This window comes from Streptomyces sp. NPDC002144, assembly GCF_053593695.1.
In genome coordinates this window covers 352,498-376,689 of sequence record NZ_JBSFDB010000002.1, presented here as the reverse complement: position 1 = coordinate 376,689, position 24,192 = coordinate 352,498, and the positions used below count along the sequence as shown (strand labels likewise).

Genomic DNA, 24,192 nt, shown 5'->3' with positions numbered 1-24,192 from the left:
GAGGCCCCCATGAGCACGCGCCGCACCATGACCGGAGACCGCCGCCGGTACGCCCTCGCCCTGCTCTGCGTCGCCGGGTTCATGGTGATCCTGGACGCGCAGATCGTCCTGCTCGCCCTGCCGTCCGTCACGGCCGGCCTCGGTCTGTCCGCGGGCGGTGCCCAGTGGGTGATGAGCGCCTATCTGCTGACCTTCGGCGGGCTGCTGCTCCTCGGTGGCCGCACCGCCGACCTGCTGGGCCGCCGCCGGGTCTTCATGACCGGCACCCTGCTGTTCGGACTGTCCTCCCTGCTGTGCGGACTGGCCTGGACGGGCGGGGTGCTGGTCGCCGCCCGCGCCCTACAGGGCGTGTCGGCCGCCGTCATGGCGCCGAGCGCGCTGTCCCTGCTGGTGAGCACCTTCGCGGAGGGACCCGAACGCAACAGGGCGCTCGCCGTCTGGTCCGGCAGCGGAGGCTTCGGCGCCACCGCCGCCCTCCTGCTCGGCGGCCCCCTCACCGACGCCTTCGGCTGGCAGTGGGTGTTCTTCCTCAACGTGCCTGTCGCCCTGGCGCTGCTCGCCCTGACCCCGGTCCTGCTGAGCGAGAGCCGCTCGGCGGAACGCGCCCGCTCCTACGACCCGGCCGGCGCCCTCACCGCCACCGCGGCGCTCGTCGCCTGCGTGTACGCCGTCGTCCAGGCGCCGACGGCGGGCTGGCTGTCGGTGCGCACGAGCGGCCTGCTGGCCGCCGCCGTCGTCCTCGCCGCCCTCTTCGTCCGCGCGGAGGCCGGGTCGCGGGCACCCCTCGTGCCGCTGTCCCTGCTGCGCGCCCGCACCGTCAGCGGCGGCAATCTGGTGGTGTTCCTGCTCGGCGCGAGCGCCTTCGGGATGTCGTACACGCTGTCCCAGTACGGCCAGGGCGTCCTCGGCTACTCGCCGCTGCTGTTCGGTCTGTGCAACGTCGTGATGCCCCTCGGCGCGGTCGTCGGCTCCTACGCCGGGCAGGCCCTGGTCACCCGCGTCGGCGCCCGCGCGGTCGCGGTCGGCGGGCTGGCGCTGGTCGGCACGGGAAGCCTGCTGCTGTCCCGGATCCCGGCCCACGGCGGCTTCGTGCGCGATCTGCTGCCGGGGCTGCTGCTCTTCGGTCCCGGGCTCGGCGCCTGCGCGGTGGCCGGTTCGATCGCCGCCCTCACCGGTGTCGGGGAGCGGGAGTCGGGGGTGGCCTCCGGCATCAACACCGCGGCCTTCCAGATCGGTGGAGCCTTCGGTGTCGCGGTGGTCACCTCCGTCGCCCTCTCCCACACGGGCGGACCCGGACCCGCCGGCCTGACGGCGGGCTACCGCGCCGGGTTCACAGCCTGTGCGCTGCTGGCGACGGCGGGCCTGGCCTGCGCCGCCGCCCTCCTCGGCGCATCCCGTCGCCCGGGGGCCGTCCGGGCCGTGGCCGTCACACGCCGTCGAGTGCGTTCGTGATCGCCGACACCCCGCAGCCCGCCGTGAACAATCGCGCCGTCGTCCGGCTCGAGGGCGGCTCCACCTGGACGGTCACCGGTACCTCGTACCTGACGGCGCTCACCCTCGCCTCCGATGCGGCCGTGCGGGCGCCGCGCGGCCGGACGGTGACTCTGACGGTCGACGGGACGCGGACAGCGCTCACCCCCGGTACGTCCTACACCGGCGCCCTCGTCCTCACCGTGGCATGAGGTCAGGAGGCGGAGGCGGACCGAGCCTCCGCCTCCTTCGCGATCTCCTCGAACCGGGCTCCCATCGCCGCCGCCAGCGCCTGGGCGCCCGACAACGGCCGCACCATCACGGTGAGTTCGTCGATCAGGCCGTTGTCGTCCACGTGGATGAAGTCGCAGCCCGTCAGCTCCCGGTCGCCCACGCGCGCGGCGAAGACCAGAGCGTGGTCGCGGCCGTCGGTCCCGCCGCTGAGCTCGCGCTCGTAGCGGAAGTCCTCGAAGACCTGGGAGACCGCGCGCAGGATCGCCGCGGTGATCGCCTTGCCCGGGTACGGCTTGAACACCACCGGGCTGGTGAACACGACGTCCTCCGCCAGCAGCGCCTCGACGGCATCGAGATCGCCGGCCTCGACCGCCTCGCGGAACGCGCGCATCGGATCACCTCATAGTCAATTAGTTGAGTAGGTGAGGATGAGGGTAATCAGCTGCCGCGACCCTGTCCACTAGGCTGACGTGGGTGTTCAGCCCTGAAGGCCCCAGCCTGCGAGAACTCGCCGTCCAGGCCCTGTCCTCCGTGGAGCGGGGATACGACCTGCTCGCTCCGAAGTTCGACCACACCCCCTTCCGGACGCCCGACTCCGTGCTGGAGGCCGTCGCCTCGGCGCTGGCGCGGACGGGTCCCTTCGACGACGGACTCGACCTGTGCTGCGGCACGGGCGCGGGCATCGACGTGCTGGCGCGGGTGTGCCGGCGCAGTGTCACGGGGGCCGACTTCAGCGCGGGGATGCTGGCCGTGGCGCGGGAGCGGGTCCGGCCGGCCGGTTCGCGGGTGGCCTGGGTGCGTGCGGACGCCCGCGCGCTGCCCTTCCGGTCCGCCTTCGACCTCGTGGTCAGCTTCGGGGCGTTCGGGCACTTCCTGCCACAGGAGGTGCCGGGGCTGTTCGCCGAGGTCCACTCGGTGCTGCGGCCGGGCGGGTGTTTCGCGTTCCCCGTCCTGGCCCCGCCCCGGCCCTCGTCGCCCGCGTACTGGATGCTCCTTGGTTTCGACGCGGTGATGCGGGTGCGCAACGCCGTGTGGCGTCCGCCGTTCGTCATGTACTACCGCGCCTTCCGACTCGCGGGTGTACGGCGGGAGTTGGAGCGCGTCGGATTCGTCGTCGAGTTGCAGGCGCTGGAGGAGTTCGGACGGCGGAGCGACGGCAGCCCGCGGGTGCGGATGGTCGTGGCCCGGCGTCCGCTGTCCTCGCTCAGCCCGCGGCCGGAAGCATGAACTCGTAGACCAAGGCGTCCTGTTGGGCGTCCACCAGCAAGTCCGTGATCTCCAGCGGTCGCGCGTACTGGTCGTGCACCCGCCGTGTCACCCGGACCGAGGGGGTGTCCGGGAGCCGGGTGATGGCGTCCCGGTGGTGCAGGGTCAGGCCGGCTTTGCGCATCCACTCGTAGGCGCGGTGCAGCTGTGCCGAGGCGGCGCCGTCGGCGCGGTCGCGGTAGCGGGCCAGTTCCTCGACCTCCGCCAGGGCGACCGCGGAGAACGACGTCACCGCCGTACGCCGTCCGCGGCCGTCGGCGCCCGTCGACTCGTAGCGGTGTATCAGGGTCGGGTGGTGCGGGGCGAGACCGAGGGCCTCGGCGTGCTCGGGCGGGGGCGCCTCCCAGGTGACCGTGGCCCGGTCCACGGCGCGCGGGTCCGCGGCCCGGGCGCCGACCGGGAAGGCGGGCGTGGAGGGGGTCTCCACCGGCAGGCCCGGCAGCGTGGCGTGGCTGCCGCGCCGGTCGGTGCCGATCAGCCCGTCGCGGCGCAGCACCTCCAGCGCCTGCCGGACCGTCTCCCTGCTGACCTCGAAATGTGCGGCCAACCGCCGTTCGCTCGGCAGTCGTTCGCCGGGCGGAATCGTGCCGTCGCGCAGCTCGCCGAGCAGTCGGGTCGCTACACGCCAGTACAGCGGCTGCTGATCGGTGACCGGATGGTCGGTGCGGGCCATGCCGCGCCTCCTGTTGGTGACATGCCGTAGCCGTGCGGGCTCAGTGCGCCACCAGATCTAGCATTGGTCTAAACCAGCAGGGAAGGGCGGGCGGCCGGTTCGGCCGAAACCGGCCCGCCCGCACCGGCGTTCACAGGGCGCTGTACAGGGCCTCGATCAGGGCCATCTTCCGGGGGTCGTTGGCGATCTGAGGCCCCATCCGGTTCATCACATAGCCGAGCGACACCCCCGCCTCCGGGTCCGCGAGTCCGCACGAGCCGCCGAACCCGTCGTGTCCGAAAGCACGCGGGTTGGGGCCGTAGGAGCCGTTGTCGCCGCTCAGCCACAGGCCGAGCCCGATCTCCGTCTCGGCGTCGAGGCCGGCCCCCAGCACCAGGTCGCGGCAGCTGCCCTGCCCCTCACGCACCCGCTCGGCCGCCTCGGGGGACAGGACGCGACGGCCGGCGTACGTCCCCCCGCCCGCGAAGATCCCGTACAGCGCGGCGACCGCCCGCGCCGTGCCGTGCCCGTTCGCGGCCGGGATCTCGGCGGCCCGCCACGCGGGCGAGTTGGCCTCGTCCGCACCCACCACCGGATTGGTCAGCGCCGCCAGTGCCGCGGGCGTCAACTGACTGAAGATCGCCGCCTGTTCGCTGCTCGACGCGACCGGCGGATGCACCAGCTCGGCCGCCCTGCCCGCCTCCTGCTCCGGCAGCCCGATGGTGAAGTCGATCCCGAGCGGACCGGTCACCTCGCGGGCGAGGAAGGCGCTGGGCAACTGCCCCGAGACCCGCCGGACCACCTCGCCGACCAGGAAGCCGTACGTGAACGCGTGGTACCCGGACGCGGTCCCCGGCTCCCACCAGGGTTCCGTCGCCGCGAGCCGCCCGGTCGTGAAGTCCCAGTCGTAGAGCTGCTCGACCGAGTGCGGCTCACGCAGCCCCGACAGTCCGGCCCGGTGCGACAGCAGATGCCGTACGAGCACCTCCTCCTTTCCGGCCGCGGCGAACTCGGGCCAGTACTTGGCCACGGGCGCGTCGAGGTCGAGCAGGCCCCGGTCGGCGAGGATGTGCGCGCACAGCGCCGTCGGGCCCTTGGTGGTCGACCACACGTTGACCAGGGTGTCCCGCTCCCAGGGCCGGGTGCGGTTCGCGTCCGCCCAGCCGCCCCACAGGTCGACCACGACCTGGCCGCCCACGCTCACCGCGACCGCGGCACCCAGTTCGCCCCGTTCCCGGAAGTTCTCCGCGAACGCCGTCCGCACCGCCGCGAACCGTTCGTCGCAGTAACCGACCACACCTGGCTCGTGCTCCGCCATGGGGCCCTCCGTCGTCGCCGGAACCCCGGGCCGCACCGTCGCGACCCGGGCGTCCTGAACGTACCGACTGGTCGGACTGGAGGGAAGGTCAGAGAAGGAACAGCTTGTCCTCCGGTTCCCGGTGACCGTCCGCACCGTGCCAGTAGTCCCGGGTCTCGACCGCGAGGCCGTCGGCGTCGAACCGTACGAACACGCAGCCCGCGAGGGTGGACGGCACCCCGTCCTCCTCGCTCAGCACCCGGAACTCGGCGACCGCGATCCCGTCCTGGCCGACCACGGGCGGCGAGAACCGTACGTCCCTCACCCGCTCCCGCTCGAACGACCAGCGCAGATAGGCGGCGAGCTCGGCCCACCCCCGGTGCGGCTCGCGGAAGGGCATCGAGCGGTGGACGCAGTCCACGGCGTACAGGTCGAGGAGCGCGTCCACGTCGTGTGCGGCCCAGCCGCGCTCCCAGACCCGTACGAACCGCTCGGCGGCCTCACGCGTGTCCACGGCCGGCCTCCTCAGGCATACGACCGCAGCCAGCGCAGCTTCGTCGCCTCCTGGTAAGGCCCGCCGCCCTCGTGGTCGTTGAAGTCGTACACCTCGATCGTCCTGTCCTCGTGGGCCCAGGCGTTGTAGGCCGCGAAGACGGTCGAGGGCGGGCAGGTCTGGTCCTCCAGGGCCGCCGAGAACAGCGCCGGCGCGCGGCCGCGGGCGGCGAAGTGGACGCCGTCGAAGTAGGACAGGGTGCGCAGGGCGTCCTCGGAGCGGCCGCGGTGCGTCTTGAGGAACAGGCCGATCTCCCGGTAGGGGTGACGGTCCGTCAGAGTCGCGGCACGCGGGTAGTCGCACAGGAACGGCACGTCCGGGGCCGCCGCCACCAGGTCGGGGACCAGACCGGCGACGGCGATGGTGATGCCGCCGCCCTGGCTCGCGCCGACCGCGACCGTGCGGGAGGCGTCGGTCAGCGGGTGGGAGCGGGCCGCCTCGACGGCACGGACGGCGTCGGTGAACACCCGGCGGTAGTAGTAGTTCTCCGGCGCGTCGATACCGCGGGTCATGAAGCCCGGGTACGCGGGCGCGCCGCCCACCGGGTCCGCGGTGCCGCCCCCGCCGCCCCAGGCGCTGCCCTGCCCGCGGGTGTCCATCACGAAGTGCGCCCGGCCGGTGGACGCCCACAGCAGATGCTCGTGCGGCAGGCCGCGTCCGCCGCCGTACCCGATGAACTCCACCACCAAAGGCAGGGGTTCGGACGCCCCGGCGGGCAGCGTCAGCCAGCCCTTCACCGGGTGCCCGCCGAATCCGGCGAACGTCACGTCGTACACCTCGACCGTCGTCAGCCCGGTGTCGACCGGCTCGAAGCGGGCGTCCAGGTCGTGCTCGCGGGCCTCCTGCAGGGTCTTGGACCAGAACGCGTCGAAGTCCTCGGGCTCGACGGACGCGCTGCGGTACTCGTGGAGTTCGTCGAGGGGGAGGTCGAACAGGGCCATGCAGGACCGCCTTCGCATAGGGACCGTGCGGATGATCAACACCGTACGTGTGCGATCGGACCACTGGCCAGATCTTTCCCGGACGGCGCCCGCGCGATCACATCCGCACAGCGGCCGTCACGGTCCGCCCGCCTGGCGGCGGGTCCACTGCGGCTCCGTGCGGGCCCATTCCCGCTCCCACTCGGTCAGCCGATGCCCGATGGCCACGCGCCGGACGACGGAGTTGCCGAGGAGGATCACCGCTACCGCGCCGCCCGCGGCACAGACGCCCATGGTGACGGTGTGCTGCCAGATCTGCGTCCGGCCCGGCGGCGGACCCACCGGCCGGTTGCGGGCGTCGAACCACGCGTCCACCGTCTCCCCGTGCCGCGTGCCCGCGGGAACGCGCGCCTCGGTGGTGTGCGGCCCGGTGACGGGGTCCGTCCAGCGCACGGTCGCCAGGAACGAGTGCTCCCGGCCGCCCTGCACCGCGGGCGCCCGCTCGGGCGTCGCGCCGACCACCACCACACGCGTGCGATGCCGGTCCGCGCGCTCCGCCGCGGCCGCGGCCCCGGCCCGGTCGTGCGCCCACCAGCCCGTGACGGCCCCCGCGAGCGGCGCGCCGACGAACAGCAGGAGCGCGACGACCAGCGTCGTCCACGCCTCCACCACGTCCGACCGGCGCCGCAGCGGATTGCGCCGCCAGCGCCAGCCGCGCACCCGGGTCCGCATGTCGACCTCCTCGCCGTCACCGAAACCGGAGGGGCCATACGTTCAGCCGTACCTGCTTGGTCCGTATTGTCCCCCCGGACCATGTGCGCGCGCGAGTGCCCATGGACATCGGGTACCCAGCGCCTCGAAGATCGCTCACCGTGAACGGCCGGTGACGGCCCCGGTGTCCGGCCGTCAGCCGAAGCGTTCGATGCGGATCCGGTCCACCGGCTGGCCGGCCTCGACCAGCAGCCGCGAGGCGTGCTCGGCGAAGGCGTTCGAGCCGCACACATAGGCCTCCCACCCACCGTCGGGCGGCTCGGCCAGGAGCGGCGCCACATGTGCGGCGGCCATACGTCCCACCGCCACGCCCCGCGGTGCGCGGCGCGTGAACACGGGCGTCGTCTCGGCGCCCAACTCCCGTGCGTAGACGAGCTCTTCGGGGCTGCGCGCGGACACCAGCAGCCGCAGCGGCACGTCGAGGCTGCGCGCCCGGCGGTGCCGGACCATCGACATCAGCGGTACGACCCCGGAGCCCGCGCCGATGAGCAGGGCGGGCCGGTCGCCGGGCCAGGCGAAGAACCCGCTCACCGGACCGCGCACTTCCACCACGTCGCCGGGCTCGGCCACCGTGTGGAACCAGCCGGAGACCTCGCCGCCCTCCACGTGGTCCAGGGTCAGCTCGATGTGCCCGCGGTTGTCCGGCGCGGAGGCGATCGAGTAGTGGCGCTGGGCCACATAACCGTCCTCGGCGGTCAGCCGCAGCATCAGGTGCTGCCCCGGAAGGTGCCCAGGCCAGGCGGGCACCGCGAACCGGAACGTCGAGACGTACGGCGTCTCACGGCGGACCTCGGTCAGCGTGGCCGTCTGCCAGACCGCGGCGGCCTGGCCGCTCACGGCGACACGGCCGGGCACGGCGAAGCGCGTCGGGGGAGTGAAGGCGGGAGAAGGGGCCGTTGCTGCGGAAGGGGTCGCTGCGGTCATCTGCTCAGTCACCGGAGTACCGCTGCTCCTTCCACGGGTTGCCGCGCTCGTGGTAGCCGTTCCGTTCCCAGAAACCCGGCTCGTCGTGGTCGAGAAGCCGGATGCCCGCGATCCACTTGGCGCTCTTCCAGAAGTACAGGTGCGGCACCAGCAGCCGCGCCGGCCCGCCGTGCTCGGGAGCGAGCGGCTCGCCCTCGTACGTGAACGCGATCCAGGCCCGGCCGCCGGTGAGGTCCGCGAGCGGCAGGTTCGCGGTATACCCGGTGTGCGAGTAGGCGACGGCATGGGTGGCGGACGCCTGGGGCCGCACCACGTCCAGGAAGGCGTCCAGCGACACGCCCCCGAACCGGACCCCGAACTTCGACCAGCTCGTCACACAGTGGATGTCACCCTCGTAGGCCGACGCCGGCAGCGCGTGCGCCGCGTCCCAGTCCCAGGTGCACGGCCGCTCGACCAGCCCGTCGACGCGGAAGGTCCAGTCGTCCGGCGCCAGCTCGGGGGTGACCTCCGCGGACAGCACGGGCCAGTCGTCGCCCGTGTCGTACTGGCCGGGCGGGAGGCCCGGACGGTGGGCGCGGGGGCGCCCGATGAAGCCTCGGGTGACGTTCATACGGATCCAGCGGGACGGAAGTGATGGCCTACCGGTCAACCGTACGTGCCGCCCGGACCGGCCCCTGCCCCGGGCCGCCCGTCGATCATTAAAGACGTATGAACACTCCCCGGCCCCGGGAATAGCGCCCCCCGCCCGCGCCTTGCCGTCTGATGCCGGAACCGGTGTCCCGTACACCCGGTGACCACGCGGCAGCGAAGGAGAGTGGAGCATGCCCAAGGCGTACGTCTACACGCGGTTCGGGGGACCGGAGACCGAGGCCCTCGTCGACCTGGACCGGCCCAGCCCGGGCCCCGGGCAGGTGCTGGTCGCGGTGCGGGCCGCGGGTGTGAATCCTGTCGACTGGAAGCTGCGCACCGGCTTCCGGCGCCCCGGCGAGACCGGTGAGCCGCTGTTTCCGGTGGTGCTGGGCAACGAGGTCTCCGGTGTCGTCGTCGAGACCGGCGCCGATGTGACGGGGTTCGCCGTGGGGGACGAGGTCTTCGGGAACACCGCGACCGGCGGTTATGCCGAGTACACGCTGCTGCCCGCCGACATCACGGCGCACAAGCCGGCCGGCCTCTCCTTCCGGGACGCTGCCACCCTCCCGGTCGCCGCCGCGACCGCGTACGACGGCGTCCACCAGCTGGGCCTGCCCGTCGGCGCGACTGTCCTGGTCACCGGCGCGGGCGGCGGGGTCGGCAGCGCGGCCGTGCAGATCGCCCGCGCCCTCGGTCTGCGGGTGGTGGGCGTCGCGAGCGAGGCGAAGAAGGACTTCGTGGAGGCGCTGGGCGCGGTGCACGTCCCTTCGGGACCGGACCTGGCGGCGCGGGTGCGCGCGGCGGCGCCCGACGGCGTGGACGGTGTCTACGACCTCGTCGGCGATGAGGTGCTCACCGAGGCGGCGACACTGCTCGAGGACCGCACGAAGCTGGTCACCGCCGCCGCGCCGCCCGCGACCGTCGAGGAACTCGGCGGGGCCCGGGTCGCCCGGGCCCGCAACGCGGCGGTCCTGGACGCGGTCGCCCAGCTGGTGATCGACGGCGACCTGGACCCGCACGTGACCGGCACCTATCCGCTGGAGCGGGCCGGCGAGGCGCTGCGCGAGGTCGAGGAAGGCCACGCGCGCGGCAAGATCGTGATCGAGGTCGCCGCGTGAGCCACGTCCTGGACAACCCCGCCCTCGCCTCCCTTACCGGCCCGCACGCCCACTTCGCCGAGTGGCACGGGCGGGTGGTGCGCTACCCGGTCGACGTGACGCCCTGGCTGGCGCTGCCCGACGAGCCCGACGCGGGTGACTGGGCCGGCCTCGCGGCCCTCGCGGGCCCCGGCGCCGAGGTGCCGCTGCTCGGCTTCAGCGGCGCGGTGCCGGCCGGCTGGGAGGTCACCTTCCATGTCGAGGGCGTGCAGTTGGTCGACGACGGTCTCAAGACAGCGCCCGAGCCGGAGGCCGTCCGCCTCGGTCCCGCCGACGTCCCCGAGATGCTCGATCTGGTCGAACGCACCCGGCCCGGCCCCTTCCTGCCCCGCACCATCGAAATGGGCACCTACCTGGGCATACGGCGGGAGGGCGCGCTGATAGCGATGGCGGGGGAGCGGCTGCACCCGCCGGGCTGGACCGAGATCAGCGCGGTCTGCACCGACCCCGCCTTCCGCGGCGAGGGCCTCGCGACCCGGCTGATCCGCGCCGTCGCGCACGGCATACGGGAACGCGGCGAGACCCCGTTCCTGCACACCGGCGCCGGCAACACGAACGCCATCCGCCTCTACGAGTCCCTCGGCTTCCGACTGCGGCGCACCACCACGTTCGGCGCGGCCCGCGTACCGGAACACCTCGCGGACGAACAGGCGGTGACGGTCGCTTAGGGCACGCCGGGATCAGGGCCGCGAGGTGACGCGGTCCGCCCGTCCCGACGTGTTGTAGCGCACGAGATAGGAGGCGAACCGCTCCAGGTCCTCCTCCGGCCAGCCCTCCAGCCGCTCGCGGAAGGCCGCCCGGCGGCTGTCGGTGACCTGGGCGAGGATCTCGCGGCCGGCGTCGGTCAGCTGCAGGACCTGGACGCGGTGGTCGTCGGCGTCCAGACGTCGCTCGATCAGCCGGGCCCGCTCCAGCGCGGCCACCTGGCGGCTGACCGTCGACTTGTCCAGGGCGTAGTGGGCCGCCAGATCGGTGGCCCGGCAACCGCCGCTCTCCTCCAGATGCCCCAGCAACGTGTACGACACCAGGGACAGCTCGGGGTGCATCCGTCCCGCCGACGCCCGGGCGCGGCGGGCGAACACCGTCATCTCGCGCTGAATCGTCTCCACGGCCTCATCCGCGTCCACGGCTCCTCCTCACTCCGCCCCCCTAGTTGTACGGTACAACTTCACGGAGTCAATCAGGAGGAGACCGTCGGCGTACGACGGTTGGGGTAGTGTTTCCGTCCGGCCGGGGAACGTCCCGGCCGCCGGAGAACGAGGAGGTGAGACCCATTACCGCTGTGTCAGGTCGGGTGCTCTCTCCTCTGGTCGAAGCGGATCGCCGCCGGTAGGCGACCGCGAGAGCGCCCTTCGCCCCACCGAAAGGCTCTCGGCTTCCATGCCCTCATCTCCCTTGTCGTCCTCGTCGGTCGAATCCGTCGCCGCCGTCCTGCGTTCGGCGGGCTGCGTCTTCGCCGAGGACGAGGCCCGGTTGATCCTGTCCCAGGCCCGCACACCGCGGGAACTCACCGCCCTGGTCGACCGCCGCGTGGCCGGTCTGCCCCTCGAACTCGTCCTGGGGTGGGCGGAGTTCCGCGGCCTGCGCATCCTCGTCGAACCCGGCGTCTTCGTACCCCGCCGCCGTACCGAGTTCCTCGTCGAGCAGGCTCTTGTCCAGGTCCCCGGTGCGTCCGTCGTGGTGGACCTGTGCTGCGGCTCGGGCGCCGTCGGCACCGCTCTGGCCACCGCGCTCGGCGACACCGAACTGCACGCCGCCGACATCGACCCGGCCGCGGTGCGCTGCGCCCGCCGCAATGTCGCAGGCGTCGGCGGACACGTCCACGCGGGCGATCTGTTCGCCGCACTGCCGGCCGGCCTGCGCGGCCGCGTCGACATCCTCGCCGCCAACGTCCCCTACGTGCCCACCGACGAGGTGGGCCTGCTGCCCGCCGAGGCCCGCGATCACGAACCGCTGGTCGCCCTCGACGGCGGCACGGACGGACTCGACGTCCTGCGCCGGGTCGCGACCGAGGCACCGCACTGGCTGGCACCGGGCGGTTGCCTGCTGATCGAGACGAGCGAGGCACAGGCACCCGCGGCCGTCGAGGCGTTCACCGGCGCCGGGCTGACGACCCGTCTGGCGGTCTCGGAGGAGTGGAACGCCCACGTGGTGATCGGCACCAGGCGATAGCGACCCGGTGGACGCTGGACGAGCCGAGCTGAACGCTCAACAGAGAGATTCGTCAGGTCGTCGCCCCGTTGCCCGATGGGCTCGGTGACGGGGTCGGCATCCGCCAGTCGTGGGGGCCGTGGCCGCCGAAGCCGCCGTGCCAGCCGCCCGGGTTCCTGTCGCCTGGGCCCTCGTCGCCGGGTCCCTTGTCGGCGAAGGTTCCGGACAGGACGCGGGTGGCGGTGCGGGTGCCGTCGTCCGCGCGGGTGCCGACCAGGACCGCGGTCTCGCCCTTCTTGATGCCGTCGGTACCGGAACCCTCGGCGCCGTCGTGCAGGACCGTGGTGTCCGAGTTCAAGGTCCATGTCCAGGAGGCGCCGTCCTCGCTCTTGACGGTGACCTGGTCGCCGGAGATCTTCTCGACGGTGCCGCGCTGCCAGACCCGTACCACCCACTTGCCGGTGTCCTGGTCCTTCACCGTGGCCTCGCCGTGCACGCCCATGCCGCCGAAGTCGAACCACCGGCCGCCGTGCCGGCCCTCGGGCCCGCTCGGGGACGGTGACGCGGAGCCGGACGCGGACGGGGTGGCGCCGCCGCCCGAGCCGCCGGAGGTCGTCGCGTAGGCGACGGTGCCGCCGAGGGCCAGGACGGCGACCGTGGCCGCCGCGATCACCGCGCGGGACCGGGCCGAACGCCGCCGCCAGACCCTGTCCCAGGCCTCGCCCGAGGCGGGGTCGGCCCCGCCCGGACCCGTCATCACTTCCCAGTCCGGTGTCGTCTCGCCATGCCGGTCCGGCGCTCCTCCGGCAGTGGGTTCCTGATCCGTCACGGCTCGCTCCCATCGGCCAAGGCACCGGGCATCCCCATGCCACACCTACCTGTGATTGTGCGATGGGCGCGATAAGGGTCAGGTAATCAGTACCTGTGAGAACACGCGTACGGATCAGTGCGGCTGCTGGACCCGGGCGATGAGCAGGGCCACGTCGTCGGAGTTGTCCGGCTGGTGCAGGGTGCGCAGCAGCAGGTCGCAGACCTCCTCCAGCGGGCGGTCGGGGCCGTCGAGCAGGGCCAGGAGCGCGTCCAGGCGTTCGTCGAGGGGGTGCTGGCGCGTCTCGACGAGACCGTCGGTGTAGAAGACCAGCCGGTCGCCGGGCTCCAGATCGACCGTGGTGGTGGAGAAGGCGACCCCGCCGACGCCCAGCGGCGCACCGGTGGGCAGCTCCAGCAGCTCAGGGGGGTGCCCCTCACGCAGCCGGGCCGGCGGCAGATGCCCGGCGTTGGCGATGCGGCACTGCCGCAGCTCGCGGTCGTGGACGGCGTACACGCAGGTGGCGATGGAGTGGTCCAGGCCCTCGGTGATCCGGTCGAGGTGCTCCAGGAGGCGGGCCGGGTCGAGGTCGAGGGAGGCGAGGGTGTTGGTCGCGGTACGCAGCCGGCCCATGGTGGCCGCCGCGTTGATGCCGCTGCCCATCACGTCGCCGACGACCAGCGCGGTCTTGCCGTCCTCCAGCGGGATCACGTCGAACCAGTCGCCGCCGACCTCGCTGGTGGCGCCCGCCGGCTGGTAGCGGGAGGCGACCTCCAGGCCACCGATGACCGGCGGATGGCTGGGCAACAGGCTGCGTTGCAGGGTGAGGGCGGTGTCACGGGCGTTCTGGTACCAGCGGGCGTTGTCGATCTGCACCGCCGCCCGCGCCGCGAGTTCGCGGGCGAGCAGCAGGTCGTCCTCGCTGAACGGCACGGGATTGCGGGTGCGCTCCAGCTCCAGGGCGCCCAGCACCTCGCCGCGGGCGATCAGCGGTACCGCCAGATAGGAGTGCACGCCCGCCTCGGCCAGCTGCCCGGCCGCCTCCTCGGAGCGGGCGATGCGGGGCAGGTCGGCGGCCTCGACCTCGGCGACCATGACCGGCCGGGCCGTGCGCACGCACTCGGTGACCAGGAGGTCGGGGCCGTACCGGGCCACCTTTTCCGGCCGGTCGGCGGCCGCCGGCACCGGAGGGTCGTCGTCGGCCCGCACGGCCAGGGCCCGTATGTCGGCCGGCTCCGAGGGACGCAGTGTGCTGCGTCTGCCTTGGACCACCGCCTCGAGCAGGTCCACCGACGCCCAGTCGGCCAGCTCCGGCACCGCGACCTCCGCCAGCTCACAGGCGGTACGGTCCAGTTCCAGCGTGGTGCCGATCCGGGCGGAGGCGTCCGCGATGAGCGTCAGCCGCCGCCGAGCGGCCTCCGCCTCCACCCGCGCCCGGTGCTCCTCGGTGGTGTCGAGGATCGACCCGGCCACTCCCAGTACGTGCCCGAACGCGTCCTCCAGCCGGTACAGCGAGATCGACCAGGCGCGCTCCTCGTCCGGATCGGCCGGGGTGCGGCCCACGGTCCGCTGGTCGACGAGCGGCCGCCCGGTCTCCAGCACCCGGCGCGCCGCCGCCTCCAGCGCCTCGACCTCCAGGTTGGGCACGACCTCGGCGATACGGCGGCCGATGTGATCCTCGGCGGGCACTCCGTTCATCCGCTCCAGGGCCAGGTTGACGGAGACGTACCGCAGCTCGGTGTCCAGGACGGCCAGTCCGATGGGGGACTGCGCGATCATCCGGGTGGACAGCGCCACGTCCCGCTCCAGCTGCCGTACCGTCGACCGGTCGGCGCACAGGCCCAGCGCGTAGACGTCGCCCCGGTCGTCCAGCAGCCGCATGTTGCGGAACTCCACCAGGCGGGTGCTGCCGTCCTTGCGCCGGATGGGGAAGGCACCGGCCCAGCTCTGGCCGGTCACCATCACGTCGGCGAACAGCTTCACGACCAGGTCGAGGTGCTGCTCGTGCACCATGATCCGGGCCGCGTACTCGCCGAGGGCCTCCTTCGCCGGATAGCCGAACAGCTCCTCGGCCTGCGGGCTCCACAGCACGACCCGTCCCTGGGCGTCCAGGACCACCGAGGCCACGCCCAGGACGTCGAGCAGACCGCTCGGGCGCACCGACTCGTCGCCGTCGGTCACCGGAAACCCAGGTGCACTCATTCCACGCACCGCCTTCGTTCCTTGACGCGGCACGCCGTTCCCCCGTGCCGACTCCCCTGTTCTACCGCGCTCAACCGTCGCTGTGACGCCTGTGTCGCCCACCTCCACCATCTCTCGACACAGGCGGCGGCGTCCTCGAAGTGGTGACGACAGTACCGGCCACGGACCGTCGCCGAAGCGACGGCCCCCGTTACCGATCTGGTCTGTACATGACCATCTGACGCGGCCAGACTGTCCGCCGAGCAGGCCCGCCCCCACCCTCCCCGAGGAGCCCTTGCATGCCTCTGCGCGCCCGGCGACGTCGTCACGCGGCCCTGACCGCGGCCCTCGCCCTCGCCACCGCCGCCCTGCTGTCCGCCGCCCCGCCGGCCTCCGCCGCCGACACCTGGACCGAGGTCGGCTCCGACCGCGCCGACCCGCTGACCGAGAGCCAGGGCCTCACCTCCGTCGAGGTCCCGGCCGGCAGCCCCAACCGTTACACCGGCATCGGCACCATCCCGGTCAGCGTCTCCAGCCGCGGCTGGAACCACGTCGGCGACCCCGACGCCTCCTACAACGGCTACTACGTCGAGCCCTACCAGGCCGACTCCGGCACCGCGAAGATGTACCGCGTCCAGGCACCCGGCGGCGGCTGGTCCGAGTACGTCCACACGCTGAGCCCCGGGGAGGCGCTGAACAACTCCTGGGACGCGATCTCGCCCGACGGTCAGTGGATGCTGTCGGGGGAGTACGGCACCATGACCCGCTTCCTGGTCTTCCCTACACCCGGCGTCAACGCGAGCACCTCGCCCTCGGCGAACCTCCCGCAGGTCGCCACCGTCAACCTCGACCACGCCGTCCGTGACGTGCAGGGCTGCGACTTCTCCGGACCCACGACCCTGCTGTGCTCCTCCGACGACCCCGCGGGCACCCTGTTCGGCATCACCAAGCCGCTGCTCCAGGTCGACCTGTCCGCCGCGCCGAACGGCACCTCGGACGTCTTGGGCCATGTCACGGCCCTGCGTCAGCTGCCCCTGCGCAGTGGCTGCTCGGGCACCTTCGAGGCGGAGGGCATCGACTACGACCGCCGGGACGGCACCCTGCGCGTGATCGTCGTCTCGCCGGGCTTCTGTGTGCTGACGGACAGCAAGACCTACCGCTTCAAGAAGGGCTGAGCCGCTCGCTGGTACGGCCCGGACAGTGGTGCTTTTCTGGGGATGTGACGCGGTTCGCCGGGAACCCGCCGGACCGCGTCACCGCCCATGAGAGGAGCGATCACGATGGACCGTGAGCGACTGCACGAGGAGCCGGTCTCCCTCGAGATCAGCGGATGCAGCAAGGAGGACGCACGGATCGTCTTCGACACGCTGTGCGCGTGCTTCGAGTCCGACCGGGGCGCCGACGAGGTGCCGCAGCAGCTGCACGAGACGCGGCCGATGGTGTGGCTCGGCACGTTCGAGGTGACGGACGCGCACGAGTGTCCGGTGCCGACGCGTCTGTCGTCCTCGGTCGAGTTGGACGCGCAGGGGGGTTACTGGGCGATCGAGCGGCTGCGGAGCACGTTGGAGCCGTTGTTCACGGTGCGGGATCTCTCGTCGGCCTCCGGCGACCAGGAGCGGGAGCTGCATGTGATTTTGGAGGGCCGCTGAGCTTCGGCCCCTCCGGAGCCGCTGAGGCTCGGCCTCCCCCTCCTTTGTGCAACTAGTTGCACAAACGCGGTGCGGTCCTCTACAACTGAGGGACCACACCGCGACGGAGGGGCGCCATGAGCCGTTACCCGCATCTGCTGAACCCGCTCGACCTGGGCTTCACCACGCTGCCCAACCGCGTCCTCATGGGCTCCATGCACGTCGGCCTGGAGGAGGCCGAGCGCGGCTTCGAGCGGATGGCGGAGTTCTACGCCGCCCGGGCCCGCGGTGGCGTGGGCCTGATCGTCACCGGCGGGATCGCGCCCAACGAGGCCGGACGGCCGTACGGGGGCGGGGCGAAGCTGACCACCGACGCGGAGGCCGAGCAGCATGCGGTGATCACCGAGGCCGTGCACCGCGAGGGCGGCCGGATCGCGATGCAGATCCTGCACTTCGGGCGGTACGCCTACCACGAGGACCTGGTCGCGCCGAGCCCGCTACAGGCGCCGATCAGCCCCTTCGTGCCCCGGGAGCTGACCGACGACGAGGTCGAGCAGACCGTCGAGGACTACGCCCGCGCCGCCCGGCTGGCCAGGCGGGCCGGCTACGACGGCGTCGAGATCATGGGCTCCGAGGGCTACCTCATCAACGAGTTCATCGCCGCCGGGACCAACCACCGCACCGACCGCTGGGGCGGCTCCTACGACAACCGCATGCGTTTCCCGGTGGAGATCGTCCGGCGGGTGCGCGAGGCCGTCGGCGAGGACTTCATCATCGTCTACCGGCTGTCCATGCTGGACCTGGTCCCCGGCGGCTCCACGCTAGACGAGGTGATCACGCTCGCCCGGGCCGTCGAGGCGGCCGGTGCGACGATCATCAACACCGGCATCGGCTGGCACGAGGCCCGTATCCCCACCATCGCCACCTCCGTGCCGCGCGGCGCCTACACCTGGGTCACCCGGCGGATCATGGGCCGGGTGTCGATCCCGCTCGTCACCACCAACCGCATCAACACCCCGGAACTCGCCGAGGAGTTGCTCGCCGAGGGTTACGCGGACATGGTGTCGATGGCCCGCCCGATGCTCGCCGACCCGGACTTCGTCGCCAAGGCCACGGCCGGGACGCCCGAGGCCATCAACACCTGCATCGGCTGCAACCAGGCCTGTCTCGACCACACCTTCAGCGGGAAGATCACCTCCTGCCTGGTCAACCCGCGCGCCTGCCACGAGACCGAGCTGGTGCTCTCGCCGACCCGTCTGACCAAGCGCGTCGCCGTCGTCGGGGCCGGTCCCGCGGGCCTCGCCTGCGCGGTGTCCGCGGCCGAACGCGGCCACACCGTCACGCTGTTCGACGCGGCGAGCGAGATCGGCGGTCAGCTGAACGTGGCCCGCAAGGTCCCCGGCAAGCAGGAGTTCGACGAGACCCTGCGCTACTTCCGCCACCAGCTCGACGCCCACGGTGTGGACGTACGTCTGAACACCCCCGTCGAAGCAGCTGACTTGGCGGACTACGACGAGGTGGTCGTCGCCACCGGCGTCACCCCGCGCACCCCGGACATCCCGGGCGTCGACCACCCGAGCGTCGTCGGCTACCTCGACGTCCTGCGCGGCGAGGCGCCCGTCGGCGAGCGCGTCGCCGTCCTCGGCGCCGGCGGCATCGGCTTCGACGTCGCCGAGTTCCTCACCGACGGCGGCGACGCGGCGAGCGAGGACCCGGAGACGTACTTCCGGCAGTGGGGCGTCGACATGGACTACCGGGCGCCCGGCGGGCTCTCCGCACCGAAGCGCACCGCCCCGCCGCGGACCGTGCACCTGCTCCAGCGCAAGACGTCGAAGGTCGGCGCTGGCCTGGGCAAGACCACCGGCTGGATCCACCGCACCGAGCTCAAGCACCGCGGCGTCACCATGGTCCCGGGCGTGCGCTACGACCGCATCGACGACGCCGGGCTGCACATCACCGTCGGTGAGGAGTCCACCGTCCTGCCCGTCGACACCGTCGTGCTGTGCACCGGCCAGGAGCCGCGCCGCGACCTGTACGACGAGCTGGTCGCCGCCGGGCGCGACGCGCACCTGATCGGGGGTGCGGACGTGGCCGCGGAGCTGGACGCCAAGCGGGCGATCCTGCAGGGCACCGAGGTCGCGGCCGCCCTGTAGAGCCTCCCTAGGATGTGCCCATGTCCCTCCCGCACGCGATCCTCACCGCCCTGCTCGAGAAGCCGTCCTCGGGGCTGGAGCTGACCCGCCGCTTCGACCGGTCGATCGGCTACTTCTGGTCGGCGACGCATCAGCAGATCTACCGCGAGCTGGGGAAGCTGGAGGCCGAGGGGCACATCCGGGCGCTGCCCACCGAGCAGCCGGCCCGCGGGCAGAAGAAGAGCTACGAGGTGCTGCCCGCGGGCCGCGCCGAACTGGCCCGCTGGACCGCCGCCTCCCAGGACCCCAGGCCCCACCGCGACACGCTGCTGCTGCGGCTGCGCGCGTCGGCGGTGGTGGGAACGGAGGGCATCGAGGCCGATCTGCGCCGCCATCTCGACCTGCACCGGCGGCAGTTGGCGGAGTACGAGGAGATCGAGAAGCGCGACTTCCCGCCCGGCCGGGACACCTCCGAGGACAAGCTGCGCCACCTGGTCCTGCGGGCGGGCATCGAACTGGAGACCTTCTGGACCCGGTGGCTCACCGATGCGCTGGAGGAGTTCGGCGAACTGCCGGACTCCGGCCCGGCGTGAGCCCGTTCGCCGTCAGAGGCGGTACGGCTTCGATCGGCGGCGCAGGAACCAGCCGGACGCGATGACGCCCGCCCCGACCAGCGCGCCGCCCACGCCCAGGGTGACCGGGCCGTAGTCCTTGACGGCACCCCCGAGACCGCCCATGACACCGCGGGACGGCGAGGAGGTGGCGGAGATGGTCGGCGACGAGGGGGCCGCGACGATGATGGACTGCGTGCCCGCGGTGGTGTTGTTGAAGGAGCACATCACGATGACGGTGTAGGTGCCGGGGCTCACGCCCTGCCACGCCGCCGACTGCTGGCTGGTCGTCCCGGCGAGCGCCACCTGGCGCCCCTGGGCGAAGTTCGACTGGCCGCTGTTGAGCAGCGAGGCCGTGCCCCACATGCCGCTGCTGCTGGTCTGGTTGCACACGGTGGTCGTCACCGAGACGGTCGAACCGCTGGTGCTCACCGAGATGCCCGTCCCCACCGCCGAGGCGGACGGGGCGGCCAGGGCCAGGGGCAGCGCGGCGACGGCTGCCACCGCCAGGCCGGAGCGGATCGGAAGCTGGGAGTTGCGCATCAGGACTGCCCTCCGGCGGCACGGTCGGCGGTACATCCCTGGTGCCGCCGAGGGTCGGGGAACGCCCGTGCTGCCTCAGGGGCAGCCAATGCGCCCCCGACCCGCCGCGCATGCGGACGGCCCCCGCTCAGGTGACGGATTCCTTCGTCCGGCCCATCAGCCGGTCGTCACGGTCCGCTCCGCCGAGAACCCGCCCCAGCTGCCGTCGGGCAGCCGTGCCCGGATCCGCACCCGGTGGCTCACCCCCGCCCGGCGGCCCACGTAGAACGAGTACGACGCCCGTTCGCGCGGCGCGTTCGCGCCGTACACGAGCGAGGTCGCCGTCCTCCCGTCCAGCAGGATCTGGTACTCGCCGACCACGCCGTCCGTGCGCGGCGGGCTCCAGGACAGGTCCAGGAAGTACGCGCCGTCGGCACGGTGACCGGTCACGCTGAAGCCGGTGGGCGCGGTGCCGCGGCCGTCGTCGGTGCCGGGCGTGGTGAGACGTACGGCGGGCCCGGGCGGGGAGAGGTTGTCGGCCGCGTCGCGGGCGCGGACGGTGAAGACGTACCGGGTGCCCGGCCGCAGTCCGGTGACCACGGTCGCCGTCTGACTCCCGCCGACACTGTGGATCTTCGCGGACCCCTGGTACACGTCGTACGACAGCACGGCCGTGTCGTCCCTCGACGCGGACCAGGCCAGCTGCACCTCCCGGCCGCCGACCGCCCGGCCGCTGGTCCGGCCCGGGCGGCTCGGCGGGGTGTCGTCGGCCGGGACGGCGGCGGGAGTCGTCGCGCGGACCTCCCCGCTGGGCGGCCCGAGGCGGCCCTGTGTGTCGCGCGCCCGCACGGTGAAGACGTACATGGTGGACGGCCTGAGCCTGGTGACGTCCACCATGTGTTCGGAAGCGGGCACCTCCGCGGCCTTTGTGGTGCCGCGATACACCTCGTACACGCGGACCCGGGGCTGGGCGGACACCGCGTCCCACATCACGTGCACACTGCTGGAGCTGCCCGCCGCCGCGGTGACACCCCCGGGAGCGCCCGGCGCCCGCCCGTCGTCCCCGTCGCCGCCCCAGCCGCAGGAGCAGACCAGGACCAGGCCCGCGATCGGCGCCAGGAGTCGGCGGGGGAGTACGGCGGCACGTGGCACGGCTGTGCCTCCCGGGGACAGGACGGCAATGGTCCGTACCAATATGACGCTGTTGTTGCAGGTACATCAAGAGGGCGCGTAGCGGCCCGGGGTGGTGACGTGGGCCCGTGGCCGTTACGTATGCTGAAGGTCCTCGCGGCTGAACTCTCCTTGGGGGACGGTCAGTTCATGCCGGTGGCGCGGACCGCTGTCGTCGCTGATCCCGCGCCGGACGCGGGTGGCCGGGCGGCCGGAGCCGACGCGGGCTCAGGTGCCCGGCCCCTGCCCGTACTTCGGCGCGTGCGCCGTACGGCCCCTCAGCGGTAGCCGCACGATCAAATGGGCAACACATTGGGCTGAGTGTTCGTCAGTGTTCCCCAGGAGAGGGTCCCTCATCGTGCGTGTCCCGTCGCTGACGCCGGCCGTGGCCTGCGCCGCCCTGCTCGCCCCGGCCGCGCTGCCCGCATCCCTGCACGGCATCGCCGAGGAGCCCGTCGCCTGGCGCCAGGGTGAGGTCCGGGCCGCCGACCTGCTGGCCGAGGTGCGCGACTGCGCCCAGATCTCACGCGGCCGCTACCGCAGCGACGAGGGCGCCCCGGCCACCGTCCCGGTCTGCGCCACGCGGGACGCCGTCTTCTGGAAGGCGGACCTGGACATCGACTGCGACGGCCGGCCCGGCCCGCGCTGCAACCGCCGTACCGACCCGCTGTTCACCGCCGCCACCGCCTTCCAGCAGTCCGACGGCCGCCATCTGAGCGCGGAGAGCCTGCCGTACATCGTCGTGCCGGCCGTGAGCCGTATCTGGAACCACGGGGTGCGCGGTGGTTCGGTCGCCGCCGTCGTCTACCGCGACCGGGTGCAGTACGCGGTCGTCGGCGACATCGGCCCCCGCGGGATCATCGGTGAAGCCTCCTACGCCACCGCCCGCGGCCTCGGCATCAGCCCCGATCCGCGCGGCGGCGGCGCGGCCTCCGGCGTCACCTACATCGTCTTCAAGGACTCGCAGGTCAAGCCGATCGAGGACCGCGCCGCCGCCGTCGCCACCGGACGGCGGCTGGCGCGGCTGTTCGTACGGGGCAAGTGACCGGGCCTCAGACCGCCGACCAGCCGTCGTCCACTGGCAGCACCACGCCGTTGATGTTGCTCGCCGCGTCCGAGGCGAGGAACACGATGGCGGCGGCCTGCTCCTCGGGCTGGGCGATACGGCCGAGGTTGACGAAGTGCGGGCCGAGCGCGGCCGGGCCGTGCGCGGCCTGGTCGGCGTCCACCGCGATGTTGGTCGCGGTGCCGCCCGGGGCGATGGCGTTCGCGCGGATGCCCTGCTTGCGGTACATCACCGCGAGCGACTTGGTGAGCCCCACCACCCCGTGCTTCGAGGCGGTGTAGGCCGCGCCCGCCGCGCTGCCGCGCAGGCCCGCCTCCGAGGCGGTGTTGACGACCGAGCCCCGGCCCGCCGCCAGCATGTGCGGCAGCACCGCCCGCGTCAGCAGGAACGGCGCCGTCAGGTTGATCCGGATCACCCGCTCCCACTCGGCGTCGCTCACGTCCGCGAGCGCCGACATACGGTCCATGATCCCGGCGTTGTTCACGAGGACGTCCACCCCGCCGAACCGCTCCACCGCCGTCTCGGTCACCCGGTCGACCACGGCCTGCTCGCTCAGGTCGCCCACGACGGCGACCGCGGTGCCGCCCGCCTGCTCGATGTCCTTGACGGTGGCGTGCGCTCCCTCCTCGCTGAGGTCCGCGACCAGGACCCGGGATCCTTCCGCCGCGAAGGCCAGGGCGGTGGCGCGCCCGATGCCCGAGCCCGCTCCGGTGACGATGACGCTTCTGCCGTCGAGTCCGCTGGCCATGGGGGTGCTCCTGTCGTTGTGCGGGGCGGGTCGCCCGGTGGGGCAGGGCCCACCCTACGACTTAATGTCGGCGAGTGACATAAAATGGTGGTGGAGAATTCCGGAGGACCGATCACGGAGCCGGAGGAACACATGACCGCAGCCAGCGGACGCACGGGACGACCGCCGCTCACGGAGGAGCGCAAGGCGGAGATCCGGCTGGAGATCGCCCGGGCCGCGGTGGACCTGTTCGTCACCCAGGGCGTCGCGGCCACCACCGGCGAGCAGATCGCCCAGGCCGTGGGCGTCTCCGCGCGGACCGTGTGGCGCTACTTCCCCAGCAAGGAGGCCTGCGTACGGCCCCTGTTCACGGCCGGCATCCACATGCTCGCCGCCCGTCTGCGGGAATGGCGGCCCGGACAGCCGCTGGAGGAGATCTTCGCGCCCGAGTACACGACGGACCTCCAACTCGTCGCGGGCCCCGACCGGGCCACCGTGGGGGCGCTGGTACGACTGACCCGAACCGAGCCGGGGCTACGGGCCGTCTGGCTGCAGACGTACGACGAGGCCGAGCCGGCGTTCGCCGGTGCCCTCGCCGAGCGGGCCGGACTGCCGGCCGGTGATCTGCGGCCGGTCATCCAGGCGGCGATGTTCAACGCGGCGCTGCGCGCGGCGGTCGAACACCACGCCTGGCGCACCGCGGACACGGAGCCCAGCCTCGCGACCGCGGAGGCCGAGCTCCTGGCCACCCTGCGCACGGCCCTCGAGACGGTGGCGAGCGGCCTTACCTGAGCCCCTGCTGGGCCAGATGCAGGCGCATCCGCACATAGTCGGCGCCCCCGGGCCCGGGCCGGTGATGCCCGTCCGGCCGCCACCCGTGCCGCACGTAGAAGTCCTGGGCCCGGCTGTTGCGCGCCCAGGCCTCCAACACGCCGGTCGCCAGCGACGCGTCACGCAGCAACCGCACGAACTCGGCGTGCAGCCGACCGCCGACGCCCTGGCCCCAGGAGCCCGGACGGACATGGATCTGGTAGAGCTGGCCCACGGTCTCCGCGTCCACATCGGGTTCGTAGGGAGGCCCCGCCATCAGGATCCCCGCGAGCTCGCCCGCCTGTTCGGCGCAGACCACGGTCATGTCGTCGGCCCGCACGGCCCGCAGCCAGCCTTCCCGCCGACGGGCGTACGCCTCGGGCGAGTCGAGCTCCGCCGTCGGCACTCCGCCCGCCGCGTAGTAGGCGGTACGGGCCTGGGTGTGCAGCTCTGTGATTCCCTCCACGTCGCCGACGTCCGCGGTCCGTAAGAGCGTCTGAGTACTGGTCATG

Annotated in this window: 27 protein-coding genes; 12 read left to right on the top strand and 15 right to left on the bottom strand. The window is 72.8% G+C overall.

The window, feature by feature from the left end; genetic code table 11:
- Window positions 1–9 precede the first annotated feature (9 nt).
- Window positions 10–1,452, top strand: a complete 1,443-nt coding sequence (locus tag ACWCQ1_RS04210; RefSeq protein ID WP_451025800.1) for an MFS transporter — start codon at window positions 10–12, stop codon at window positions 1,450–1,452.
- Window positions 1,449–1,682, top strand: a complete 234-nt coding sequence (locus ACWCQ1_RS04205) for a hypothetical protein (protein WP_358605878.1) — start codon at window positions 1,449–1,451, stop codon at window positions 1,680–1,682. Before ACWCQ1_RS04210 ends, ACWCQ1_RS04205 begins: the two co-directional genes overlap by 4 nt.
- A gap of 2 nt (window positions 1,683–1,684) precedes the next feature.
- On the opposite strand, the gene ACWCQ1_RS04200 is transcribed toward ACWCQ1_RS04205, so the two are convergent.
- On the bottom strand, window positions 1,685–2,095 hold the full coding sequence (locus ACWCQ1_RS04200) for a nuclear transport factor 2 family protein (RefSeq protein WP_451025799.1): 411 nt from the start codon (window positions 2,093–2,095) through the stop codon (window positions 1,685–1,687).
- An 83-nt stretch (window positions 2,096–2,178) separates the two neighbouring features.
- On the opposite strand from ACWCQ1_RS04200, the gene ACWCQ1_RS04195 reads away from it, so the two are divergent.
- A complete protein-coding gene (locus tag ACWCQ1_RS04195; RefSeq protein ID WP_451025798.1) occupies window positions 2,179–2,931 on the top strand; it encodes a class I SAM-dependent methyltransferase in 753 nt (250 codons plus the stop codon).
- Here the strand turns inward: ACWCQ1_RS04195 and ACWCQ1_RS04190 are convergent.
- The 7 genes from ACWCQ1_RS04190 to ACWCQ1_RS04160 all read right to left on the bottom strand — a co-directional run bounded on the left by ACWCQ1_RS04190 (window position 2,909) and on the right by ACWCQ1_RS04160 (window position 8,697).
- Window positions 2,909–3,643: a GntR family transcriptional regulator gene (locus ACWCQ1_RS04190; protein WP_451025797.1), complete on the bottom strand. Its 735-nt coding sequence runs from the start codon at window positions 3,641–3,643 to the stop codon at window positions 2,909–2,911. The two genes, ACWCQ1_RS04195 and ACWCQ1_RS04190, sit on opposite strands and share 23 nt — an antisense overlap.
- 130 nt (window positions 3,644–3,773) lie before the next feature.
- The gene (locus ACWCQ1_RS04185) at window positions 3,774–4,940 is read right to left on the bottom strand and encodes a serine hydrolase domain-containing protein (RefSeq protein WP_451025796.1); all 1,167 of its coding nucleotides are present in this window, start codon (window positions 4,938–4,940) and stop codon (window positions 3,774–3,776) included.
- An 88-nt stretch (window positions 4,941–5,028) separates the two neighbouring features.
- On the bottom strand, window positions 5,029–5,433 hold the full coding sequence (locus ACWCQ1_RS04180) for a nuclear transport factor 2 family protein (RefSeq protein ID WP_451025795.1): 405 nt from the start codon (window positions 5,431–5,433) through the stop codon (window positions 5,029–5,031).
- An 11-nt stretch (window positions 5,434–5,444) separates the two neighbouring features.
- Window positions 5,445–6,413, bottom strand: a complete 969-nt coding sequence (locus tag ACWCQ1_RS04175) for an acetylxylan esterase (protein ID WP_133045204.1) — start codon at window positions 6,411–6,413, stop codon at window positions 5,445–5,447.
- A gap of 117 nt (window positions 6,414–6,530) precedes the next feature.
- On the bottom strand, window positions 6,531–7,124 hold the full coding sequence (locus ACWCQ1_RS04170) for an Rv1733c family protein (RefSeq protein ID WP_451025794.1): 594 nt from the start codon (window positions 7,122–7,124) through the stop codon (window positions 6,531–6,533).
- 174 nt (window positions 7,125–7,298) lie between these two features.
- A complete protein-coding gene (locus tag ACWCQ1_RS04165; RefSeq protein WP_451025871.1) occupies window positions 7,299–8,087 on the bottom strand; it encodes a ferredoxin reductase in 789 nt (262 codons plus the stop codon).
- Window positions 8,088–8,091: 4 nt separating this feature from the next.
- Window positions 8,092–8,697 carry a sulfite oxidase-like oxidoreductase gene (locus ACWCQ1_RS04160; RefSeq protein WP_451025793.1) on the bottom strand — a complete coding sequence of 202 codons (606 nt, stop codon included), beginning with the start codon at window positions 8,695–8,697 and terminating at the stop codon, window positions 8,092–8,094.
- Window positions 8,698–8,908: 211 nt separating this feature from the next.
- On the opposite strand from ACWCQ1_RS04160, the gene ACWCQ1_RS04155 reads away from it, so the two are divergent.
- Window positions 8,909–9,835 carry an NADP-dependent oxidoreductase gene (locus ACWCQ1_RS04155; protein WP_451025792.1) on the top strand — a complete coding sequence of 309 codons (927 nt, stop codon included), beginning with the start codon at window positions 8,909–8,911 and terminating at the stop codon, window positions 9,833–9,835.
- Entirely contained in the window at window positions 9,832–10,542 is a 711-nt protein-coding gene (locus ACWCQ1_RS04150; protein WP_451025791.1) for a GNAT family N-acetyltransferase, read from the top strand. Before ACWCQ1_RS04155 ends, ACWCQ1_RS04150 begins: the two co-directional genes overlap by 4 nt.
- Window positions 10,543–10,554: 12 nt before the next feature.
- Here ACWCQ1_RS04150 and ACWCQ1_RS04145 read toward each other — a convergent pair whose 3' ends face one another.
- On the bottom strand, window positions 10,555–10,962 hold the full coding sequence (locus tag ACWCQ1_RS04145) for a MarR family winged helix-turn-helix transcriptional regulator (protein ID WP_133045336.1): 408 nt from the start codon (window positions 10,960–10,962) through the stop codon (window positions 10,555–10,557).
- A gap of 292 nt (window positions 10,963–11,254) precedes the next feature.
- Here ACWCQ1_RS04145 and ACWCQ1_RS04140 point away from each other — a divergent pair, with 292 nt between their 5' ends.
- Window positions 11,255–12,046, top strand: a complete 792-nt coding sequence (locus tag ACWCQ1_RS04140; RefSeq protein WP_358605851.1) for a putative protein N(5)-glutamine methyltransferase — start codon at window positions 11,255–11,257, stop codon at window positions 12,044–12,046.
- Between the two features lie 52 nt (window positions 12,047–12,098).
- On the opposite strand, the gene ACWCQ1_RS04135 is transcribed toward ACWCQ1_RS04140, so the two are convergent.
- On the bottom strand, window positions 12,099–12,854 hold the full coding sequence (locus tag ACWCQ1_RS04135) for a hypothetical protein (RefSeq protein ID WP_133045210.1): 756 nt from the start codon (window positions 12,852–12,854) through the stop codon (window positions 12,099–12,101).
- A gap of 114 nt (window positions 12,855–12,968) precedes the next feature.
- A complete protein-coding gene (locus tag ACWCQ1_RS04130) occupies window positions 12,969–15,035 on the bottom strand; it encodes a SpoIIE family protein phosphatase (RefSeq protein ID WP_451025790.1) in 2,067 nt (688 codons plus the stop codon).
- Between the two features lie 278 nt (window positions 15,036–15,313).
- Here ACWCQ1_RS04130 and ACWCQ1_RS04125 point away from each other — a divergent pair, with 278 nt between their 5' ends.
- The 4 genes from ACWCQ1_RS04125 (at window position 15,314) to ACWCQ1_RS04110 (ending at window position 19,367) form a co-directional block, all read left to right on the top strand.
- Window positions 15,314–16,189 carry a hypothetical protein gene (locus ACWCQ1_RS04125; RefSeq protein WP_358605842.1) on the top strand — a complete coding sequence of 292 codons (876 nt, stop codon included), beginning with the start codon at window positions 15,314–15,316 and terminating at the stop codon, window positions 16,187–16,189.
- Window positions 16,190–16,294: 105 nt separating this feature from the next.
- Window positions 16,295–16,663, top strand: a complete 369-nt coding sequence (locus ACWCQ1_RS04120) for a hypothetical protein (protein WP_133045213.1) — start codon at window positions 16,295–16,297, stop codon at window positions 16,661–16,663.
- Window positions 16,664–16,779: 116 nt separating this feature from the next.
- Window positions 16,780–18,795 carry an FAD-dependent oxidoreductase gene (locus ACWCQ1_RS04115; protein WP_451025789.1) on the top strand — a complete coding sequence of 672 codons (2,016 nt, stop codon included), beginning with the start codon at window positions 16,780–16,782 and terminating at the stop codon, window positions 18,793–18,795.
- 20 nt (window positions 18,796–18,815) lie between these two features.
- Window positions 18,816–19,367, top strand: a complete 552-nt coding sequence (locus tag ACWCQ1_RS04110) for a PadR family transcriptional regulator (RefSeq protein WP_133045215.1) — start codon at window positions 18,816–18,818, stop codon at window positions 19,365–19,367.
- Between the two features lie 12 nt (window positions 19,368–19,379).
- Here ACWCQ1_RS04110 and ACWCQ1_RS04105 read toward each other — a convergent pair whose 3' ends face one another.
- Window positions 19,380–19,928, bottom strand: coding sequence for a hypothetical protein (locus ACWCQ1_RS04105; protein WP_451025788.1), 549 nt, complete (start codon window positions 19,926–19,928; stop codon window positions 19,380–19,382).
- Between the two features lie 156 nt (window positions 19,929–20,084).
- On the bottom strand, window positions 20,085–21,059 hold the full coding sequence (locus ACWCQ1_RS04100) for a fibronectin type III domain-containing protein (RefSeq protein ID WP_451025787.1): 975 nt from the start codon (window positions 21,057–21,059) through the stop codon (window positions 20,085–20,087).
- Window positions 21,060–21,435: 376 nt separating this feature from the next.
- Here ACWCQ1_RS04100 and ACWCQ1_RS04095 point away from each other — a divergent pair, with 376 nt between their 5' ends.
- Window positions 21,436–22,122: a glycoside hydrolase family 75 protein gene (locus ACWCQ1_RS04095; RefSeq protein ID WP_451025786.1), complete on the top strand. Its 687-nt coding sequence runs from the start codon at window positions 21,436–21,438 to the stop codon at window positions 22,120–22,122.
- Between the two features lie 7 nt (window positions 22,123–22,129).
- Here ACWCQ1_RS04095 and ACWCQ1_RS04090 read toward each other — a convergent pair whose 3' ends face one another.
- Window positions 22,130–22,891: an SDR family NAD(P)-dependent oxidoreductase gene (locus tag ACWCQ1_RS04090; protein WP_358605826.1), complete on the bottom strand. Its 762-nt coding sequence runs from the start codon at window positions 22,889–22,891 to the stop codon at window positions 22,130–22,132.
- Window positions 22,892–23,023: 132 nt separating this feature from the next.
- Between ACWCQ1_RS04090 and ACWCQ1_RS04085 the strand changes: the two genes are divergently transcribed.
- Window positions 23,024–23,662 (top strand): TetR/AcrR family transcriptional regulator, encoded by a 639-nt coding sequence (locus tag ACWCQ1_RS04085; RefSeq protein WP_451025785.1) that lies wholly within the window; start codon window positions 23,024–23,026, stop codon window positions 23,660–23,662.
- Here ACWCQ1_RS04085 and ACWCQ1_RS04080 read toward each other — a convergent pair.
- Complete coding sequence (locus tag ACWCQ1_RS04080) at window positions 23,655–24,191, bottom strand: N-acetyltransferase family protein (protein WP_451025784.1); 537 nt, start codon at window positions 24,189–24,191, stop codon at window positions 23,655–23,657. The genes ACWCQ1_RS04085 and ACWCQ1_RS04080 overlap by 8 nt on opposite strands.
- Window position 24,192 lies beyond the last annotated feature (1 nt).